Origin of the sequence: Morganella sp. Je.2.23 (assembly GCF_051129855.1) — a bacterium.
Lineage (GTDB): Bacteria > Pseudomonadota > Gammaproteobacteria > Enterobacterales > Enterobacteriaceae > Morganella > Morganella sibonii.
Window position 1 is genome coordinate 349,204 of record NZ_JBCPSQ010000001.1, and the last position, 18,721, is coordinate 367,924.

The following is an 18,721-nucleotide window of genomic DNA, read 5'->3' on the forward strand; positions in this document are numbered from 1 at the left end:
GGGGGCGGTTTTTTACAGGGAATATTGCTATGCTTATGTCAGTGTTACCCTGTCACTGAGAAAAATCATGAAATATCAGCAACTAGAGAATCTTGAATGTGGCTGGAAGTGGGCTTATCTGGTCAAAAAACACCGTGAAGGTGAGGCGATTACCCGTTATACGGAAAAAAGCCGGGAAGAAGAGGTGGTGGCGCAGTTACTGAAACTGGAATCACATCCGGCGAAAGTCACCGGCTGGATACAAAAGCATATGTCTCCGGCACTGGTGAACAGAATGAGCCAGACTATCCGTGCGCGGCGCAAGCGTCATTTTAATGCTGAACAGCAGCATACCCGTAAAAAATCGGTTGATCTGGAATTTCTGGTCTGGCAGCGGTTGTCTGCCTTATCACAGCGGCGGGGCAGTACGCTGTCGGAAACGATTGTGCAGTTACTGGAAGATGCGGAGCGCAAAGAAAAGTACGCGACGAAGATGACATCGCTGAAAGAAGATTTGCAAAGCCTGCTGGGAACGGACAAAAAATAAACCCCATCCGGAGATGGGGTTTATATAATTCATTGCATTGTGCAACCGAATCGCATCATGCAACCGAATCAGAACTTACTGAGCAGGCTGAGAAACTTGTTCAGTTACACCCTGGATTTCGATTTCAACACGACGGTCTGGTGCCAGACATTCGATCAGAGCAGCGCGCTGTTTGATGTTGTCACATTTGTTGCCAGTGACAGGATCTTCTTTACCGCGGCCTTCTGCACGGATGCTGCCGGCAGGGATGCCTTTAGCTACCAGGTAATCTACAACGCTCTGTGCACGTTTCTGAGACAGTGGCAGGTTGTAGTTCTGTGAACCGATGCGGTCAGTGTAACCGATAACCAGGACGTTGCCCTGAGTCGGATCGATTGATGCCAGTTCGTTGAACAGCTGGTTCAGAGCTTCCTGACCTTCAGCTTTCAGAGTAGATTTGTTGAAGTTGAACAGAACGTCTGAACGCAGAGTGAAACGTTTGTTCTCAACAACTGGTGCAACAACCGGAGCTGGTTCTGCAACTGGTGCAGCAACTTCATCCTGGCCGAAACGGTAAGCAACACCAACGCTCAGCATGCCGTTATCCGGACGTGCCATAGTTGATTCAACATCACCGATGTTGTTGATCCACTGATACTCTAAACGAGCTGCGATATCACGGGTGATTGCATACTCAGTACCCAGTGCGAACAGCGGAGAAACACCGGTATCGTTGTCTTTATAACGAACACCGTTGTGAGATGCTGTTGCATCTGCGCGCCATACCATTGCACCCAGACGGGTATAAACGTCTAAGTCATCCATTACCGGATAGCTCAGTTTGGTAGTCAGCTGAACGCCCTGTGCTTTGAATGCGCCGTTGTTACCGTCGCCTTTGTAAGGCATACGACCTAACCAGTCATAACCTAATTCAAAGCCCATGTACTGGTTGTGCTGGAAACCAACATAAGCACCAGCGCCGAGCTGATCTTTATGAGTAGGACCAGTATTACCTAAGTTTTCACCACCGAAAACGTTACCGGTACCGGTATTCTGATACTGGGACCAACCTAATTTACCACCGGCATACCAGGTATTGTCTTTTGGAGCTGCCTGCGCAACGCTTGCGAAAGCTGCCACTGCCACTGCTACTGCGATAGCTGTCTTTTTCATTTTACGCCTCGTTATCATCCAAATTGGCTCTGGCTTAAATAGCCTTATTTTTGCCTTTGGTTTTTAAAAATAGTCAGGGATTATGTGCACTATTTAGCAAATAGCTCCCAACAGGGAATTTTAAGCACTACCTTAACGGTGTAAAGTCTACAGCGAACTTTAAAAGTTACAAGCCTGTCCGGTAGAATTCGACTAAAAAAATGTAAAAAACTGTACTGATTCATAAACATACAAAATAGTCAATTTCTTTGGATATTTGGCTTAACGCGTTGAAATAGTGCAATTTTATTAATGAAGCAGAGCAAATGATACGGGCTTGTAAAAAAGACTGAGAATATTCTTAATTTTCCTCAATGATAAGGGAAAGAATGAATTTGTAAGGTATTCAGTTGTCGTGCGACAGGGGTATTCGCATGATGCCATTCCCGGGGACGCATAATAAAACCGAGACAACTGCCCTGTTCCGCAGCGCGCTGTAACCGGATATTTTCCTGCTCAGTCAGCACCGGCAGCCAGCCCAGAACCACACTGTAATTACCGCTGGCCAGTGCTTTCTCCATCGCGGCAACACTGTTGATTTCAGGAATACGGGACAGCTGCATTACTTTATCACCCGGCAGATGGTTCTGCGATAACCAGCTGCGGTTAAGTTTTGCCCCCGGTGAGAGCCATAACAGCCAGCGGGACTCCCCGGCAAGCTGACGTAATAAAGGAAGCAGAATATGAGTCAGAACGATATCATTATTGCGATAAACCAGTTCGCTGACCATTCCGTCCTGACGGCTTTCCCCCGCAGGAGCGGGTGACACAGATGCCGGTGTTACAGGGAAGTATTCCCGGGTTGCCTGCTGGCGCATAGTTAACCTCACATAGTGATACTGTATATGTATACAGTATAATTCAATTTCGCTCAGATCAAGTAAATTTTTTCCATACAACTCGCAAAATTCAGGTTTGCCGGATACAAATACGAATTTATCGTTGGCAATCGGGGAAACATTCCTTATTTTGTGGCGACAGCTGAGCTCAGTCAGGGAATGACACAACGATACGTTTAACCTGCTTTCAAAGGACTGATAATATGAAAGATTATTTGAAATTGTCAGATGTTCAGTTTGATCGTCTTCAACACAGCACACAACCGTTCGGCCGGATACGTCTGAAATCACAATTCGGGTGTATGGGATTATCCATCGACCGGGTCACTTTCGCGCTGATAGCCAACAGTCAGCTCTGGCTGAAAAGTACAGAAGCCACCCGGGAATTATTCTGCCGGCTGGAGCTGAGTGACCGGTTCACTTATCCCAAGCGGATCCTGCCGATGCGGATTAATTATTACCGTGTACCGGATGCGGTATGGCAGCGCCCCCAGCAGTGTGAGATCCTTTTTTACCAGACCTACCTGCATGCGAGGGCGCATGCACAGTCACGGCAGCAGTTGCCGTCACGGATTAAAGATCTGCCTAATGTGGACAGGGCCCTGGAACGCCGCTTGTGGCAGGCGGGTATCCGCCGGGTGGATGACCTCTATCTGCTGGGGGCCAAAGCCAGTTTCCTGAAGGTCAAAGCCCGGCCGCAGAATGAGCTGAAATTACTGTTCGCCATCGCGGGGGCGATTGAGGGGTGTCACAGTGCGGTATTGCCGAAGGCACTGCGTGAGGATCTTATCCACTGGCACGGCAGGCTGAATTAACCGGTATGGCCATCCCGGGGAATGTTACCGTCCCCGGGCCGGGATTATCCGTTTTGCGCATCATCCGCCGCAATGGTTTTTTTGCGGCGGAACCGTCCGGCGGCCGGCGGCAGGGGACGTTCTTTGTCATTTATCTGCCGGATAAGCCCGGTAATGTCCGGTGTCAGACCGAGTAACAGACGGATTTGCTCCAGTACCAGTTGCTCGGTACTGTGATTATCACAGGTACATTTATCCAGACGCTGTGCCAGTGCATCCGCAATCGCCTGAACCTGCAACTCTTCCCTGTGTCCTTTTTGCAGAGCAGTCTCGATATAACGGATGGCGTCGTTCAGCAGACGCAGAATAGTGTCATCCGTGAGTTTGGTCCGGTGGGCACCGAGAGCGGAAATATAACTGAGCAGCGTATGGTTCAGGCAGAGCAGGCGGAATGCTTCATCCTGTGATGTGCGGTAACTGCTCGGCTCTGAGGATATATTGGCCACAACAGAGGCAAATTCCCCGTCGCTGATATGCGCATCACGGCGGGCAACCCGGTATTCCAGGCTGTCACTTTTGCCGTTGTAATACTGTTGCAGTATTTGTTCCAGATAGCGGCCGTTTGCCTGCATGGTACGGTCAATGACCAGCGGGAGCTGACGGTATTTCCAGTCCGGCCAGATATAACTGACCGCAAACCAGGCGAGCCCGCAACCGATTATGGTATCAATAATGCGGTGAATCGCGATATCAAACCCCTCGCCCAGCAGGTTGAAACTGAACAGCACCAGCAGGGTGATAAATATTGTTGCCTGGGCATACTGACTGGTACGGAACACAAAGAACATCAGTCCGGACAGTACCATCAGAATAAGCTGTCCCTCATAAGAAGGCACAAAATACATGACCGGCAGGCCGATCAGTATCCCTGCCAGTGTCCCGGTGATACGCAGCATCAGGCGGCGTCGTGTGGCGCTGTAGTTAGGCTGGCAGACAAACAGACTGGTCAGCATAATCCAGTAACCGCGGGTTAAATCAAAGGTCAGAATGATAGCGTAACCGGCACACAGCAGCAGTGACATCCGGATGGCATGGCGGAACAGGGCCGATCGCGGTGTCAGGTTCTGCCGGACACGTGCCCAGATATCACGCAGCCCCTGTAAGTTTTCGTTGGACAGCCGCGCATCTTCCTGCATCTTTTCAGCCGGCAACTGAGTCTGCTCCGCAGTCAGGCCTTTAAGCTGGGAATCGACCCCGCGCAGGTTGGTCAGCAGATGGCGCAGTGCCATGACACTGCTGTTGCCGGGTTTTTGCTGTTCCAGCAAATTCAGGGAGTTTTCCAGATAAGAGAACGTCCGTTCAAAGCGCGGATTATGATGATATTTCCGGCGCTGTAAAATGGCCTGCGCCACCGCAGCGCAGGCGTGGCCCTGCATTGTCATCAGCCGCTGGAAACGGAACATGATATCGCTGTAGCGCAGTTCGTTACTTAAATTCTGATACTGAATATGGGACGAACTCGCCCGCTCATGAATATCCTGGGCGACAAAGTAATAATGAAGCGCATGGCGGGTACTGCGCTGACCGCGATCGCCTTTGAGGCGGGAGAACAGCGTGGTTTTCGCCTGATGCATGGCGTCGGTCAGCGCACTGTTTGCCATAGCCAGTTCAAAAACAGATTGCTGGTAATCCTCTTCGATATCCGGATCAAACAGGTTGGCTTTTGCCTCCAGATAACCGGAGAGCTGCATATAATAGCGGGCAAGGTTATCCTGAAGGGGGCGGACAGGAAAAAACAGATGTCCGGTCAGGGTCAGCAGGTTGTACCAGACCGCCCCTGTCAGCAGTAACAGCGGTTGCTGATACCAGTCATCAAACAGGTTTTTACCCAGCATCGTGTAAATGGCGATCAGCAGTGCCCCGAAAGCAATGGTGGCGTAACGCTGACCGAGCGCTCCCAGCAGAATAAATCCGCTGGTTGATACGGCCAGCCCGGCCATAAACAGGAGATGGTGGTCATACAGCAGTTCAATTGACGCAGAGGCGACAAAGAAAGAGATCAGCGTGATAAACAGATTACGCAGGCGTCCGGCAAGCCGGTCATCGAGGTCTGTCAGTGCGGCTGCCACCATCCCGAGCGTCAGGGCGATAGTGACTTTCGGCGGCATGTGCAGCAGCCACGGCACCAGAGTGGTACCGGTCAGCGCAATCAGAATGCGGAAATAGTAAAGAAAATTACTGTTATAAATATACCGGCTGAAGCCGGAAAACGCTGCAAGCACAATAACCTCAATGAGTCAGAATACCCTTAACGGGAATTTGGCAGTAAACTAATGACATCTTTACTGTAATATGGCAATGGTATGGCGCTGGCATACGTTTTACCACATCTGGTTTTATCACATATTGATTTCAATCTTGTAACGGTGCGGAACACATGGAATTAAAATCAACACAAATGGGGCAGACACTGGCCCGGCATCCTTACAACCGCGTGCGGTTACTCAACGCAGGTATCGAAGTCAGCGGGGCAAAACACCGGTATGTTATTCCTTTCAATGAGTTAATCAATATCCAATGTAAACGCGGCATTGTCTGGGGCGAACTGGAGTTTGAACTGCCGGATGAGCAGGTTGTGCGTCTGCATGGTACTCAATGGCAGGAAACTCAGGCGTTTTATCAGTATGTTACTGATATCTGGTCACGCTGGAGTGACGAAATGAGTGTGGTCAGCGCAGGTGTGCTGGATAAACAGGTCAGTGAAATTAACGCGGTTATTCAGGCTGATCGCTGGCTGACACAGCCGGAAAGTCAGAAACTGCATGACAGTATTCTGCGTACCTTTGCGGCACTGCCGCTGCCCCGTGCCCGTCTGACCGGTTTTGATAACTGCGCGCCGTCATATCAGTTTTGTCTGGACTGGCTCACTCATACAGATGAAAAACGTCGTCAGCGTAACCGGGAATGGACAAAACAATGCCTTGAAACGTATGCGGATTTCTTTGCCAATATTGAATCCTCCCCGCTGAATACCTCGCAGAGTGAGGCGGTGGTCAACGGTGAACCGTCCGTGCTGGTGCTGGCCGGTGCAGGGAGCGGCAAAACATCGGTACTGGTGGCGCGGGCGGGCTGGCTGCTGCGCCGTCAGCAGGCGTTGCCGGAACAGATTCTGATGCTGGCTTTCGGGCGGCAGGCGGCGGATGAAATGAATGAGCGTATTCAGCGCTGTCTGCATACGGAAGATATCCGCAGCAAAACGTTTCATGCCCTCGCGCTGCATATTATCCGCGAGGCATCCAATAAATCGCCGGTGATCAGTGAGCTGGAAAGCGATACGGCTGCCCGTCATGAACTGATTAAATCGGTCTGGCAGACTCAGTGCCGTGAGAAAAAAGCGCAGGCAAAAGGCTGGCGTGAACTTATCAGCGGCAGTATGAACTGGCGGGTGGATGAGGGCGAATACTGGGAAGATGATACTCTGTGCCGCCGCATAGTGCCGAGAATTGATCGCTGGCTGAGCCTGATGCGCATGAACGGCGGCAGCCAGAAAGTGATGATTGAATCCGCACCGCCGGATATCGCTGCAGAATTCACAAAACAAATCAAACTGATGGCTCCGTTTTTAAAAGCCTGGAAAACGGCTCTGAAAGAAGAGGGAGCGACAGACTTCTCCGGGCTTATTCATCAGGCGGTGAATCTGATTGAGAAAGGGCGGTTTATTTCACCGTGGAAAGCAGTGCTGGTGGATGAATTCCAGGATATCTCTCCGCTGCGGGCAAAACTGATCCACGCGTTGCGGGCTCAGAACCCGCAAACCACATTATTTGCTGTCGGTGATGACTGGCAGGCGATTTACCGTTTCAGTGGTGCGGAACTGACGCTGACCACCGATTTCAGTACTGTTTTCGGCGATGGCGGCCGGTGTGCGCTGGATACCACATACCGGTTTAACAGCCGTATCGGTGAAATCGCCAACGGCTTTATTCAGCGCAATCCGCAACAACTGAATAAACCGCTCAACAGCCTGACGAAAGGGGATAAGAAAGCTGTTCTGTTACTGCCGGACAACCAGCTGGAAGCACTGCTGAATAAAATGAGCGGCTATGTGACAGAAGCAGAAACGATCCTGATTCTGGCGCGTTATCACCATCTGAAACCGGACATTCTGTCGCTGGCCGCAACCCGCTGGCCGCATCTGACTATCCGCTTTATGACCATGCATGCCTCAAAAGGGCAGCAGGCGGATTATGTCATTATTACCGGGCTGACGGATGAACGGGACGGTTTCCCCGCAGCTGCCCGGGAATCGGTGATTGAACAGGGATTGCTGCCGCGGGAAGAGGAATTTATGCACGCCGAGGAGCGCCGCCTGATGTATGTGGCACTGACGAGGGCGAAAAAACAGGTCTGGCTGCTGTATGACAAGGACTCGCCGTCCTGTTTTGCGGAAGAGCTGGCGGATATGGGTGTCAGCCGGGTGAAAAAGCCCTGAACGGGGAAAATGCGGCGGGGAAGGTTCACCGCCGCAACGCGCGGTTACTGAGTCCGCTCACTTAAATAGCGGTTGTAATCCGGAATAACAATATCCACATCATTATCGAAATCCGGCGAGTGAATAATAAAATCGGCAGTGGACATATTGGTCGCCACCGGGATATTCCAGACGGTCGCCAGACGCAGCAGAGCTTTTACATCCGGATCATGCGGTACCGCATTGAGCGGGTCCCAGAAGAAAATCAGCACATCAATTTTCCCTTCCGCAATCATTGACCCTATCTGCTGATCCCCGCCCATCGGGCCGCTCAGCATACCGGTGATTTCAAGCCCCGTTTCACGGCTGATAAGCTTGCCGGTCGTTCCGGTGGCGAACAGTTCGTGGCTCTCTAATTTAGCCTGATTGCGCTTAACCCAGTCCAGTAATTTGGATTTATAGTGATCATGTGCCACAAGGGCGATTTTTTTATGCCTGGTCAGTACTCGGGTGGTTGATTCCATAACGCTCTCTTTTCCGGCGAATAAAATGTTATTCAATAACATAAGCGAAAAAAAAGGTTCCGCCAACAGGTGATTTTCAATTCAGTATGCTATAACTCAGATTGTTGTGCAGGATGACAAAAGAGGCTTATATGAATGACGCATTTCTGACCGGTATTCTTCAGCAGGTAAAAACGATTGCCGTGGCCGGTGCGAGTGATAAACCGGATCGTCCTGTTTATCATGTGATGGAATATCTGCTGGGACAGGGATACCGGGTGATTCCGGTGAATCCGAAACTGGCGGGAAAAACGCTGATTGGTCAGCTGGTCTATGCCACGCTGGCTGATATTCCGGAACCGGTGGATATGGTGGATGTTTTCCGTAATGCAGATGCGGCGCCGGGTATTGCAGAGGAAGCGATTGCTGTGAAAGCAAAAGTGCTGTGGCTGCAGCAGGGAATCGTCAGCAGTGAGGCGAAAACACTGGCGGAAAACGCCGGGCTGCTGTTCGTTGAGGATCGTTGTCCGAAAATTGAGATCCCGCGTCTGGGGCTGGAAAAATAAGCAAAAATAAAGCCCCGGCATGTGAGTGGCGGGGCTCTTCGTGTATTAATTGCGCAACCGGGGAGACTGTAACTGGTTGCGGATGGACTCAGCCAGCTCATCCATAGTGATGTTATCAGGGTGGTCTTCATCCATCTCATAAGTGATCTGGGCTTCTGCCAGATAGCTATGGATAGGTTCACCGTTATCGTCTTCCATCACGACGTGGTACCAGGGCGCAGAGCGCAGGTTCATATTGGATGCGATATCGTCCTCTTCCGGCTGATCCAGTGAGTATTCAGCATCAATATCAACAATCACGCCCAGGTAGCCAAGCAGCTTATGGCGGACTTGTTGTCCGATACCGAACTTACTTGAAATCATCATAATCACCTCCGAAGAAACTTGCTCTGTTACTAATATGGGGGGTACTGATGACAGATTCAATCCCTTAACAGATTGTTGTTTCCTATCACTGCAATCAGCAACAGCTGACAATTTCAGGTTATCGGGGTGCAGGGAAAATTACAACCGGCGGACAGCGATACAGATTAAAATAGTGCTATTTTCAGAAAAAGGAGCGATATCATGAAGACAGGACGACATTTTGCCGTATACGGACGCGTTCAGGGCGTGGGTTTTCGCTATCAAACGTTTTATTGGGCAAAACGCCGCGATGTGACCGGTTTTGTCCGTAACCGTCAGGACGGCAGCGTGGAAATTGAAGCATATGGCGATGAAAGTGTGCTTGACGCGATGACCGCGTGGCTGGAAGCGGGCGGGCCGCCGGGGGCGAAAGTTACGGATATTATCGCAACCCCCTGTGATTACAGGGAAGTTGCGGTATTTCGTGTCCGCCACGAATAAACGGCTGTCAGATACACTTCACCGGTTTCGGCAGTCCGGCCAGTTTTGTTGCCTGTTTGGCGGGGCCTTTCGGAAACAGGCGGTACAGATAACGGCTGTTCCCGCGCTCCTCGCCATACTTCTGTGTGATCGCTTTTACCAGCATACGGATAGCCGGTGAGGTATTAAATTCCAGATAAAAATCCCGCACAAAGCGGATAACTTCCCAGTGCTGTTCTGTCAGGATAATCTCTTCCTGTTCAGCCAGCAGCGGCACCATCGACTCCTGCCAGTCCTGCACATTGAGTAAATAGCCGTGGGGATCAGTGGCGATTTCACGCCCTTCAAACACAAACATAATCTGAACCTGCTGAAAATGAGAATGAAAATGTAGCAAAAATCTGCGGGTATCCCAAGCATCAGAAGAAAGAAACCGGCGGTTGTGATGATAAAATCAGCTAACACATTGAGAAATGACTAAATTTCCGTCATTCGGACTATCCGGGACTTTACAAGGCGCCGGGAGGAGACTATAGTGCTCGTCATTGCGGAGGGGTGGCCGAGCGGCTTAAGGCAGCGGTCTTGAAAACCGCCGACGGGAAACCGTCCGAGAGTTCGAATCTCTCCTCCTCCGCCATCTTCACTTTATGTAATCCCCCCTGAGTCTTTTAATCCCTGATAAATCAAGCCTTACAGCAAAATATCCTTCTGCCGAAGTCTGCTGTCATCTTTCTGAATCTCTGTAATTTCCGCGATAAAATATTGATGATTTATGAAGACTTATCAGATTAAAGCCCCGGAACCCGTTCCGGGGGTTAAAAATAATAGTTGAGTGATAACTGCCAGCGCTGTTCCGGCGTGATTTCATACCCTTTTTTTTCATTCAGTGAATAGGTTTTCTGCCACTGCAAAGCGACATCTGCCGGTCCCATATGATGGCGGACTTCAGCGAAACCTATATTTTTACTTTTCTGCAAATCCCGTTGCAGGATCAGATTAAGATCATATTGGTCAATAATATCTTTATGGTAAGCCTGAAATAATACCGATCGTTTTGATGCCATCACATCCTGCATATTACTGCTCAGGCCGGATTGTGCGATCGCAGCCGGAGGCAGGCGGGAGAGCTTTTGAGATGCCTTTTCATTATCTGCGCTGCCGTCATAATGTCCTTCCAAGCGCAGTGTCAGATTACTGTCAGAACTCCAGGTTATACCGGCGGCTGTGCGATTACGCCATTTATCTTCCTGCTGACCGTCCGGTAATGCATTTTGCCATGTCAGCGGCTGCCGCCCGCCGGCCCACTCGGCGTATACCAGTGTTGAGCGGCTGAGGACGCGGGAAATATTCAGGCCGAACTGTGGTGAGCGTCCGGATTCCTGAAAATATAAAATCTGCGGATTAAAATTTTCCCCGAATTTGTAGCTTGCGGATAACAGCAAGCGATCCCGCGGGTTACCGGCGGCCCAGTCCGGGCTGAAAGCGGCATTATTTGGCTTATCTCCCAGTTTCGGGGCGATGATAGCGGTGACAGATGCTTTATCCCAGCCTTGCTGGAGGCGTATCATGACGTTACCCAGTCTGTTTGTCCGCAGACTTTCAGGATCAGCGGAAACGACAGAACGTACGGTATTTTTGCCCAGAAAATCAGTCGGGTTATACCCCAGAGCAACCCCGTAGCGGGTATTGATACGACCGGTTTCCACAATGGTATCTGAGGCTGCTTTGTAGCTGATATAGGCTTCACGAAGCGTATTTACATTACCGCTATGGCCCAGTGCACCATAAAAGCGGGCATCAGTCCGGTTGGATACGACAACCCTGGCCTTATCTGAAAAGACCGGGGTATCCAGACGCATATCCAGTGACAGGCGCTGAATATTTTTACCTGCTTCATTGATGGTTCCGGCTATTTCAGCCGCCATGGACAGTGTATGGCTTTTGACTTCCTCAAATACCGTATTGTCAGCGATTTCCAGTGCCTGAAGGACGGAGTCTTCCATGGCGGCGGCCGGACTGGTCCGTAACAGACTATATCCGGCCAGGCAGAATATACCGGCAATTCTGCAAGCAGAGCGGTTCAGCATGAATCAGTTATCCCGGATATGAGGTAAAAAATCACGCTGGAACCAGGATGCAGGAACATCACTCCATTCAAATTGCTGGTTGCGGATCACGGTCACCAGCTGTGAATTAATACCATCAATAATCACCGCTTCTGTCGGTCTTTCCCCGTCTAATACCGCATCATAACGGCGATAATACGTGGTTTTCAGCAGACTTCCGTTTAAGGCGTAAAATTCGGCTTTATGGCTTTTAAAGCTGGTTTTATCTACCCATAATTCCATGGCAGGATAAGCGGCGTCAGGGTTTGTTGCCGTTAAATGAAGACGATAGCAGTCACGATCCTGTTTATCACCATCTTTGATGGTTTCCTCCGCAACCAGAGACGCACTATAATCCGCAGCCCAGTTTGCCGTCACCACATCACCGTTAGAGGCCTGACCTAATAATCTCTGCTGCGGGGAAATAGGAACACTGGCCTTACTGTTAGGATCATACATCCACAGGTCACGCCCGCTTTTTAATGTTAATTTTCCGGCATCACGCTGAGGGCTGATAAAACGTAATAAGCTGTGATACTGTCCGCCGTTTTCATCCGGACGTGAATACAGTTTCAGCTCACTTTTTTCATGCTGCTGGCCGTTTTTATAACTGATCAGCGTCGTCACCAGACTGAACGCGCGGGGCGGATTCCGGACATCGTCACTTTTTTTCAAAATATCCTGAGCATTTATTTCAGCCATTGCCGGGGCTGTCACTGATAATATGCATAACGCACACAGCGATATTAACCATGTTTTTTTAACTGTCATTTTTAGTTACGTCCTGTTAGCTGATTTATGATGGCGGTTATATGTATCGTAATGCCTCAACAATTGAGACATTGGCGGCTCTCCGTGACGGCCACCAGGAAGATACGACGGCGGCCACCATCAGTGTTCCCACCACACTGGCTATCATGACGAATTCTCCCCATATTTTTATCCGGACAGGAATAGGCGCTATAACCCCCGGCGGCTGCCATGTCAGGCCGGAAATATTGATAACAGCAGCCACGAGCAGTGCAGAAGCCACACCCGCCACTGAGCCGATAACCCCCAGCAATATTCCTTCATTAAGAAAAAGATTCCGGATATCACGCTGTTTTAACCCGACGGCTCTCAGAGTGCCGATTTCAGTTGTTCTTTCGAGTACCGCCATACTCATGGTATTTCCGATAGTAAATAACGTAATACAGAGAATAATGACGAGCAGAAAATTGAATAACTTTCCGAACATAGCCAGAATCTGGTTATACAGCGGCTGTAACTGCATGAAGTCGAGTATGGCCAGCGGTACATCCGCAGATGTGAGTGCCGGTAATTGCTGTAATCGTTCCCTGGCTTCATCCATCTGATCAGAATGGTTCAGTTGCAGAACAATGGCTGTCACACCGTGGTCGCCGTTACCGTATAAAAGCTGCTGTGCCTGATTTAAATGCACATTCACATAATTATCGTCCAGTTCACGGGCTGCCTGCGGCTGAATACCGGTGACTTTCATCCTCACGATATTCGGGGCTCCGCCTGCGGATGCCGCCAGTAACTCGATATATTTTCCGGAATCCGGTTTACGTTCTGACCGGGTATCCTGTACCAGCTGAGCGAGGTCATCCGGCAGTGATTCCGCTTCGTTATTCTCCCGGCTGTTATCTGCGGATACGGTATCTTCCGGTTCATTCAGTTTCAGCAGGCGGCTTAGTCCCTTTCCTGTTAATCCTGCATCCGGCACTGATTTATCCGGAATATTACGGATATTGATACCTTTACCTAATTGGTACTCATCCCACTGACCTAATATTTTCTGGCTGTCAGACTCTGTTCCGTATATTAAAACCGGTCTTGATGTTCCGGCAGAATAATTACTGGCAATACCATTTATCAGAAGAATGGGCGCACTGATGTTAATCATTTTGCTTAACTCAGGATCAGCGGAAATGGCATCAATAATTTCCTGGTAATTATGAATACTGTATTTTTGAGGATTCGCCATTCCCTCACTGAAATAATCTCTGTGCTGAATCTGAAGATGACCGATATCACGGACAAAGGTCGTTCTCAGGCTATATTCAATAGAATGATTATAGCCCCCGAATAACAGAATACTGATTGCACCAATAATAATGGCACACAATGTGGAACAGGTTCGCCGCCGGTTACGGAGAAGATTACGCAAAGCAAGTTTGAATGTTTGCATCAGCCGCTGACTCCCGGCTTGCAGGTGACTATTCCGTCACTGATCAGAAAAATATCATCGGCCTGCTCAATGACCATCGGGTCATGAGAGGAAAAAACAACGGATGTTTTATATTCTGTCTGTAATGTTCTCAGTAACTGCAAAACTGACTCGCTTGTTTTACTGTCCAGGTTTGCTGTCGGTTCATCGGCAAGAACCAGTTTCGGCTGATGAATCAGTGCCCGCGCAATTGCCACGCGCTGGCGCTGACCGCCGGAAAGCTGGTTGGGCAATGAATTTAATTTACTGTCCATTCCGATACATTCCAGCATATGTGTTACTTCACGGCGGCGTTGTGCCGGTGGCATACGGCGGAGGATCAACGGAATTTCAATATTTTCATACGCTGTTAATACAGGGATCAGGTTAAAATTCTGAAAAATAAACCCCAGATTTTGCTGTCTGAATGTACTTCTCTGATTATCATTCATATTATTCATTTTTTGTCCGGAGATGATAATTTCTCCGTTATCCGGTGTATCCAGCCCGCCGATAAGATTCAGCAATGTGGTTTTTCCGCTGCCTGATTTTCCGGACAAAACAGTAAAACATTGTGGTGATATATTAATGTTAATATCTCTGAGGGCAGTTTCACGAATTTTTCCCAGGTAATAACTTTTATTAACATCTTTTATTTTTACTGCGTACATTTACAAATATCCCTGTAATATCAAAATGTAAAATTTAATCTGCGATAAGGTATCTCACATTATAAATACCAAATACTGGAATGTTCTTATAATGAACCACGTAGCAATACGTAGTAATAGTGATAAGATAAAAATACGATATATAAAATAATATATTGGTATATTTTACTATATGCAGGATTAATTAAATAAACCTGAACAAATGATGTTATAAGCCACCAGGTTCAGCAGATAGCTTTTGAGAAAACCATATATTTGTTTCTGTTATTCAGCCGGAATAGCGTTAAGCGGAAATTATCCGGTCTCCGGTGTCATCCGGATTTTCCTGCGTGCTATGAAGGCGTAACCGGCACCGGTCCGGCTTACAGGCTGCGGCCTTATGTAACGTGAGAGTCAATACACGATTTTTTTGTTTTGTTGCGCCTGTTTTGCCGGCAGGTACACGTACAGTATTGTACCGGTTCCGTATAATAATGAGATTCAAATAAAAACAGCAGGAGTCAGTTTTGGTTACCGGACCTTTTATTAATGCCGCCGCGGTACTGATTGGCGGAATTGCCGGCGCGGGGTTAAGCCACCGGCTGCCGGAACGTATCCGGACATCGATGCCGTCAGTATTCGGGCTGGCATCACTCGGGATTGGGGTTTTACTGATTATCAAATGTGCCAATATGCCGGTGATGGTGTTGTCGGTGCTGCTCGGGGCGGTTATCGGTGAACTGTGTTGCCTGGAAAATAAAATCAATACCGTCGCCGGTAAAGTAAAAATGTGGCTTCCGGCGCGGGGCGGAGCGCAGGAAAGTTTTATTGAAAACTATGTGGTGCTGATTTTTCTGTTCTGTGTCAGCGGTACCGGAATTTTCGGGGCGATGCATGAAGGAATGACCGGTGACCCGACCGTGTTGCTGACCAAAGCCTTTATGGACTTTTTCACAGCGATGATATTTGCCTGTTCACTGGGCATTGCGGTGTCGGTTATTGCTGCGCCGATGCTGATTATTCAGCTTATGCTGGCGGGCGGGGGCGTATTATTAATGCCGTTTACCACACCGGCAATGATGGCGGATTTCACTGCGGCGGGCGGAGTATTATTAATTGCGACCGGGCTTCGGATCTGCGGTATTAAACTGTTTGCGGTGATTAATCTGCTTCCGGCACTGGTATTGGTGATGCCAATGTCGCTGCTCTGGTCATATTTCTGAATAATGTGATAAATCAGCCGGATCGGAACAGCGGGTAACCGCATACTATCATGCGGGGTTATTATTTGGTCATTCATCCCGCAGGATGACGTCCGGCTGAAAAAAATATCCGAAAATACAGGATTGGATATATTTATCTGCTTTATTTGAGATAATCCGAGAAATTGAATTACTTCTGAAGTATCAGGGTTATAATCCGGAAAACCTATTCCGTTATTTTCTGTATTCATTTCATGGATGTTATCAGTATTATCATTTCAGCGGGTAAAGCATCCGTTGATGTCGCGCTTTATACCTTATTACCGATTATGGTCGTCATGCTGATCATAATGAAATATCTCTCTGTCAGGGGCGTACTGGATGTGATTGTCCGCTGGCTGGCACCGCTGCTTAAACCCTTCGGCTTAACCGGGATGAGTGCATTTGCACTGATCCAGATAAATTTTGTCAGTTTTGCCGCGCCGCTGGCGACACTCGCGATTATGGATAAACGGGGTGTATCTGATCGCCATATGACCGCAACGCTGGCGATGTGTTTTGCCATGGGGCAGGGGAATGTGTTTTATCCGCTGATGCCGTTCGGTCTGCACTGGACAACCTCTATTATTATTTCGATTGCCGGAGGATTGTGTGCGGCAGCGTTTACCTGGTATGTCACCGGGCGGCGTTTATCAGCGGCAGAGACTGCCGGTTCAGAACCGCTGCCGGATGCGGAGCAGAATAATCAGGGGATTCTGGCAGTGATCAACAGCGCGGGAGCGGATGCTATCCGTCTGGCACTCGGTGCCATTCCGATGCTGATCCTGTCATTATCTATTGTCGGATTAATGCAGGCCGCCGGGATTATTGAATGGCTGCATCATATTCTGATGCCGGTGCTCAATATTCTGCATATTCCGGACAGCTTTGTCCTGCCTGCCCTGGTGAAATGTGTGGCCGGGGGAACTGCGTATTTCGGGGTGATTTCTGACCTGGTGCAACAGGGGGCTGTGACGGCCGGTCAGATTAATGCCTCTGCCGGATTACTGATCCAGACATTTGATTTACCGGGTATCGGGATTTTTCTCGGTATCAGTTCGCGGTTTGTCCGCTTATTTCGTTATGTGATCCCGGCAGCATTGATCGGTATTCTCATCCGCTCGGTTTTGCATATAGTATTATTTTAAGCCGGAGGAGATAAGTGATGGATATTCGTGAAGATGAAACCAGTTTTTATATTCTTTCTGAGGACGGTAAACGCCGGATAGCGGAAATTACCTTTGTGTATACCGGAGATAATCTGGCGATTATTGACCATACCATGGTCGATGACAGTCTGCGCGGGCAGAAAGTCGGTAATAAACTGGTCGCGGCAGTGGTTGAGAAAATGCGCCGTGAAAACCGGAAAATTATTCCGCTTTGTCCGTTTGCCAAAAGTGTGTTTGATAAAACCAGAGAGTATGACGATATCCGCCACGCCGGGTAATACGCTCTTCGTGAGGGGAAACCGCTTTCCCCTCACAGAGCGGATAAACGCTTACCATCCGCAGATATTGGTTTCTTCATCCATATCATAGCCGCGGATGATATTAATCAGATCTTTGACGATTTGCGCTGCATTTTCCGGGTCAGCCAGCGCCGCGGCGGAATCCACGTCTTTATCCACTGAAACGCCATTATTGCTATTGGTCATGGTGACCATCAGTGCCGCATCATTAATCTTTTCTTTACCGTCTAATTCACTGACCAGCAATGCAATTTCTTCTGCTGCAATCTCAGGAATATATAATTTTTTCGGATTAAGAAAGCGTTTTTCCGCTGTCAGATGATTACGTTCGTTGCTCAGTGTTAATAAAAAACCTTTGTTTTCGTCGTTCATGATTGTGTTACTCCTCGGTCAGAATCTCTGGGGCGACATAAAAATCGACATTAAACACAGTATCGTCAGTAGCCGCTTCTATCCGGTGCCAGGTTTCCGGCGGAAAGACACCGAACTGTCCGGCTTCGATCACCAGGGTATCGGTCGGCTCAGGGCTGGTTTCATCCGCATAGGAATAGTAAATAATCGTGCCCTGCATAACAGAGAGTTTAGGGTAAACGCCCTGACGTGTTCCTTTATCGAGATGCCTTTGCCAGATAGACTTCGGTGCTGTTTCTTTGGTCCAGAGCGGGGTGCTCCGGACATGGATGTAGTTTGTCGGGATAATGATGCGATCCATCTGTGCTCTCCTGAAACCAAACAAATGATTAAGATATAATCTTAAAATATTTTTCAAATTTTAAAAGGTATTTTAGATGCAACTTTGATAAAAAGCACAAATTACCCGTTGGCGATAAAAAATCCGGCAGGGAACTATGTCAGTGAATACTATGTCAGCGAATACTATGTCAGCGAATACTATGTCAGCCAATGTCATGTCCGCCAATGCCATACCTGCCAATACCGTGCCGTAATACCATACCTGTTAATTACACATGTTTATTACATGGTTATTCGTGCGTTTACATCCCGGCCCCGGAATGGTGGCATGGGAATAATACATATTAGCGGTGCAGATAAATTTTACGTTGTATTAGCATTATTAATTATTAAAACAATATGAATCATATTGGTTAATTATTGTGATGCTATTGAGTGAAAAAGAAAAAAGTATAAATCTGCGTGATGAGACTTATTCTTAATTAAAGCGCGATTATATTTTACGCAAAAACAGATATATTACTCAATATCTAATCTCACCCGGACAAAATAACAACAATAAAGGATATAATTACATATTATGAATAAATAGATAGAAAAATATCAGTGTGAATAATATTTTATGTTGCGTATCGGT

20 protein-coding genes and 1 tRNA gene are annotated in these 18,721 nt (G+C 48.4%); 9 read left to right on the forward strand and 12 right to left on the reverse strand.

What is annotated here, in order from left to right; all coding sequences use genetic code 11:
* Nucleotides 1–67 precede the first annotated feature (67 nt).
* Entirely contained in the window at nucleotides 68–526 is a 459-nt protein-coding gene (gene matP / locus AAZR23_RS01595; protein WP_046893875.1) for a macrodomain Ter protein MatP, read from the forward strand.
* A 75-nt stretch (nucleotides 527–601) separates the two neighbouring features.
* On the opposite strand, the gene ompA is transcribed toward matP, so the two are convergent.
* Both ompA and sulA read right to left on the reverse strand, forming a co-directional pair.
* On the reverse strand, nucleotides 602–1,678 hold the full coding sequence (ompA, locus tag AAZR23_RS01600; RefSeq protein WP_046893876.1) for a porin OmpA: 1,077 nt from the start codon (nucleotides 1,676–1,678) through the stop codon (nucleotides 602–604).
* A gap of 350 nt (nucleotides 1,679–2,028) precedes the next feature.
* Nucleotides 2,029–2,535: an SOS-induced cell division inhibitor SulA gene (sulA, locus tag AAZR23_RS01605; protein WP_166708934.1), complete on the reverse strand. Its 507-nt coding sequence runs from the start codon at nucleotides 2,533–2,535 to the stop codon at nucleotides 2,029–2,031.
* Nucleotides 2,536–2,759: 224 nt separating this feature from the next.
* On the opposite strand from sulA, the gene AAZR23_RS01610 reads away from it, so the two are divergent.
* Nucleotides 2,760–3,371, forward strand: coding sequence for a TfoX/Sxy family DNA transformation protein (locus AAZR23_RS01610; RefSeq protein ID WP_166707349.1), 612 nt, complete (start codon nucleotides 2,760–2,762; stop codon nucleotides 3,369–3,371).
* A gap of 44 nt (nucleotides 3,372–3,415) precedes the next feature.
* Here AAZR23_RS01610 and yccS read toward each other — a convergent pair whose 3' ends face one another.
* Nucleotides 3,416–5,632 (reverse strand): YccS family putative transporter, encoded by a 2,217-nt coding sequence (yccS, locus tag AAZR23_RS01615; RefSeq protein WP_218427825.1) that lies wholly within the window; start codon nucleotides 5,630–5,632, stop codon nucleotides 3,416–3,418.
* 155 nt (nucleotides 5,633–5,787) lie between these two features.
* Here yccS and helD point away from each other — a divergent pair, with 155 nt between their 5' ends.
* The gene (gene helD / locus AAZR23_RS01620; RefSeq protein WP_434690101.1) at nucleotides 5,788–7,842 is read left to right on the forward strand and encodes a DNA helicase IV; all 2,055 of its coding nucleotides are present in this window, start codon (nucleotides 5,788–5,790) and stop codon (nucleotides 7,840–7,842) included.
* A 44-nt stretch (nucleotides 7,843–7,886) separates the two neighbouring features.
* On the opposite strand, the gene AAZR23_RS01625 is transcribed toward helD, so the two are convergent.
* The gene (locus AAZR23_RS01625) at nucleotides 7,887–8,345 is read right to left on the reverse strand and encodes a methylglyoxal synthase (RefSeq protein ID WP_046892717.1); all 459 of its coding nucleotides are present in this window, start codon (nucleotides 8,343–8,345) and stop codon (nucleotides 7,887–7,889) included.
* A 131-nt stretch (nucleotides 8,346–8,476) separates the two neighbouring features.
* On the opposite strand from AAZR23_RS01625, the gene AAZR23_RS01630 reads away from it, so the two are divergent.
* The gene (locus AAZR23_RS01630; RefSeq protein WP_107678261.1) at nucleotides 8,477–8,890 is read left to right on the forward strand and encodes a CoA-binding protein; all 414 of its coding nucleotides are present in this window, start codon (nucleotides 8,477–8,479) and stop codon (nucleotides 8,888–8,890) included.
* Nucleotides 8,891–8,935: 45 nt separating this feature from the next.
* Here the strand turns inward: AAZR23_RS01630 and hspQ are convergent, their stop codons facing one another.
* A complete protein-coding gene (gene hspQ / locus AAZR23_RS01635; RefSeq protein ID WP_004235876.1) occupies nucleotides 8,936–9,256 on the reverse strand; it encodes a heat shock protein HspQ in 321 nt (106 codons plus the stop codon).
* Between the two features lie 201 nt (nucleotides 9,257–9,457).
* Between hspQ and AAZR23_RS01640 the strand changes: the two genes are divergently transcribed.
* Nucleotides 9,458–9,736, forward strand: a complete 279-nt coding sequence (locus AAZR23_RS01640; protein WP_434690105.1) for an acylphosphatase — start codon at nucleotides 9,458–9,460, stop codon at nucleotides 9,734–9,736.
* Nucleotides 9,737–9,743: 7 nt separating this feature from the next.
* Here AAZR23_RS01640 and AAZR23_RS01645 read toward each other — a convergent pair whose 3' ends face one another.
* Nucleotides 9,744–10,073 (reverse strand): TusE/DsrC/DsvC family sulfur relay protein, encoded by a 330-nt coding sequence (locus AAZR23_RS01645; RefSeq protein ID WP_046892641.1) that lies wholly within the window; start codon nucleotides 10,071–10,073, stop codon nucleotides 9,744–9,746.
* Between the two features lie 191 nt (nucleotides 10,074–10,264).
* Between AAZR23_RS01645 and AAZR23_RS01650 the strand changes: the two genes are divergently transcribed.
* Nucleotides 10,265–10,352 (forward strand) — tRNA-Ser (locus AAZR23_RS01650).
* A gap of 178 nt (nucleotides 10,353–10,530) precedes the next feature.
* Here the strand turns inward: AAZR23_RS01650 and AAZR23_RS01655 are convergent.
* The 4 genes from AAZR23_RS01655 to AAZR23_RS01670 form a co-directional block, all read right to left on the reverse strand.
* Entirely contained in the window at nucleotides 10,531–11,802 is a 1,272-nt protein-coding gene (locus AAZR23_RS01655; protein WP_243846729.1) for a hypothetical protein, read from the reverse strand.
* Between the two features lie 3 nt (nucleotides 11,803–11,805).
* Complete coding sequence (locus tag AAZR23_RS01660) at nucleotides 11,806–12,495, reverse strand: outer membrane lipoprotein-sorting protein (protein WP_243846731.1); 690 nt, start codon at nucleotides 12,493–12,495, stop codon at nucleotides 11,806–11,808.
* Between the two features lie 133 nt (nucleotides 12,496–12,628).
* Nucleotides 12,629–14,014: an ABC transporter permease gene (locus tag AAZR23_RS01665; RefSeq protein WP_218427829.1), complete on the reverse strand. Its 1,386-nt coding sequence runs from the start codon at nucleotides 14,012–14,014 to the stop codon at nucleotides 12,629–12,631.
* Nucleotides 14,014–14,703 carry an ABC transporter ATP-binding protein gene (locus AAZR23_RS01670; RefSeq protein WP_166707355.1) on the reverse strand — a complete coding sequence of 230 codons (690 nt, stop codon included), beginning with the start codon at nucleotides 14,701–14,703 and terminating at the stop codon, nucleotides 14,014–14,016. The genes AAZR23_RS01665 and AAZR23_RS01670 overlap by 1 nt, the downstream gene beginning before the upstream one ends.
* 506 nt (nucleotides 14,704–15,209) lie before the next feature.
* Between AAZR23_RS01670 and AAZR23_RS01675 the strand changes: the two genes are divergently transcribed.
* From AAZR23_RS01675 to AAZR23_RS01685, 3 genes are all read left to right on the forward strand, one after another.
* Complete coding sequence (locus AAZR23_RS01675; protein ID WP_046892633.1) at nucleotides 15,210–15,905, forward strand: DUF554 domain-containing protein; 696 nt, start codon at nucleotides 15,210–15,212, stop codon at nucleotides 15,903–15,905.
* 233 nt (nucleotides 15,906–16,138) lie between these two features.
* Nucleotides 16,139–17,071: a nucleoside recognition family protein gene (locus AAZR23_RS01680; protein WP_434690110.1), complete on the forward strand. Its 933-nt coding sequence runs from the start codon at nucleotides 16,139–16,141 to the stop codon at nucleotides 17,069–17,071.
* A 17-nt stretch (nucleotides 17,072–17,088) separates the two neighbouring features.
* Nucleotides 17,089–17,370, forward strand: coding sequence for a GNAT family N-acetyltransferase (locus AAZR23_RS01685; RefSeq protein ID WP_052926140.1), 282 nt, complete (start codon nucleotides 17,089–17,091; stop codon nucleotides 17,368–17,370).
* 51 nt (nucleotides 17,371–17,421) lie between these two features.
* Here the strand turns inward: AAZR23_RS01685 and AAZR23_RS01690 are convergent, their stop codons facing one another.
* Nucleotides 17,422–17,763, reverse strand: a complete 342-nt coding sequence (locus tag AAZR23_RS01690; protein WP_046892630.1) for a DUF1869 domain-containing protein — start codon at nucleotides 17,761–17,763, stop codon at nucleotides 17,422–17,424.
* Nucleotides 17,764–17,770: 7 nt separating this feature from the next.
* Entirely contained in the window at nucleotides 17,771–18,103 is a 333-nt protein-coding gene (locus tag AAZR23_RS01695) for a DUF1971 domain-containing protein (RefSeq protein WP_052926139.1), read from the reverse strand.
* Between the last annotated feature and the right edge of the window lie 618 nt (nucleotides 18,104–18,721).

Bases quoted from the DNA above. Each gene is read 5' to 3' on its own strand.
- AAZR23_RS01685 (WP_052926140.1), top strand. From the start codon at position 17,089: ATGGATATTCGTGAAGATGAAACCAGTTTTTATATTCTTTCTGAGGAC.
- ompA (WP_046893876.1), bottom strand. From the start codon at position 1,678: ATGAAAAAGACAGCTATCGCAGTAGCAGTGGCAGTGGCAGCTTTCGCA.
- AAZR23_RS01665 (WP_218427829.1), bottom strand. From the start codon at position 14,014: ATGCAAACATTCAAACTTGCTTTGCGTAATCTTCTCCGTAACCGGCGG.
- AAZR23_RS01690 (WP_046892630.1), bottom strand. From the start codon at position 17,763: ATGAACGACGAAAACAAAGGTTTTTTATTAACACTGAGCAACGAACGT.
- sulA (WP_166708934.1), bottom strand. From the start codon at position 2,535: ATGCGCCAGCAGGCAACCCGGGAATACTTCCCTGTAACACCGGCATCT.
- AAZR23_RS01655 (WP_243846729.1), bottom strand. From the start codon at position 11,802: ATGCTGAACCGCTCTGCTTGCAGAATTGCCGGTATATTCTGCCTGGCC.
- AAZR23_RS01610 (WP_166707349.1), top strand. From the start codon at position 2,760: ATGAAAGATTATTTGAAATTGTCAGATGTTCAGTTTGATCGTCTTCAA.
- AAZR23_RS01680 (WP_434690110.1), top strand. From the start codon at position 16,139: ATGGATGTTATCAGTATTATCATTTCAGCGGGTAAAGCATCCGTTGAT.
- AAZR23_RS01630 (WP_107678261.1), top strand. From the start codon at position 8,477: ATGAATGACGCATTTCTGACCGGTATTCTTCAGCAGGTAAAAACGATT.
- AAZR23_RS01645 (WP_046892641.1), bottom strand. From the start codon at position 10,073: ATGTTTGTGTTTGAAGGGCGTGAAATCGCCACTGATCCCCACGGCTAT.
- helD (WP_434690101.1), top strand. From the start codon at position 5,788: ATGGAATTAAAATCAACACAAATGGGGCAGACACTGGCCCGGCATCCT.
- matP (WP_046893875.1), top strand. From the start codon at position 68: ATGAAATATCAGCAACTAGAGAATCTTGAATGTGGCTGGAAGTGGGCT.
- hspQ (WP_004235876.1), bottom strand. From the start codon at position 9,256: ATGATGATTTCAAGTAAGTTCGGTATCGGACAACAAGTCCGCCATAAG.
- AAZR23_RS01640 (WP_434690105.1), top strand. From the start codon at position 9,458: ATGAAGACAGGACGACATTTTGCCGTATACGGACGCGTTCAGGGCGTG.
- AAZR23_RS01670 (WP_166707355.1), bottom strand. From the start codon at position 14,703: ATGTACGCAGTAAAAATAAAAGATGTTAATAAAAGTTATTACCTGGGA.
- AAZR23_RS01695 (WP_052926139.1), bottom strand. From the start codon at position 18,103: ATGGATCGCATCATTATCCCGACAAACTACATCCATGTCCGGAGCACC.
- AAZR23_RS01625 (WP_046892717.1), bottom strand. From the start codon at position 8,345: ATGGAATCAACCACCCGAGTACTGACCAGGCATAAAAAAATCGCCCTT.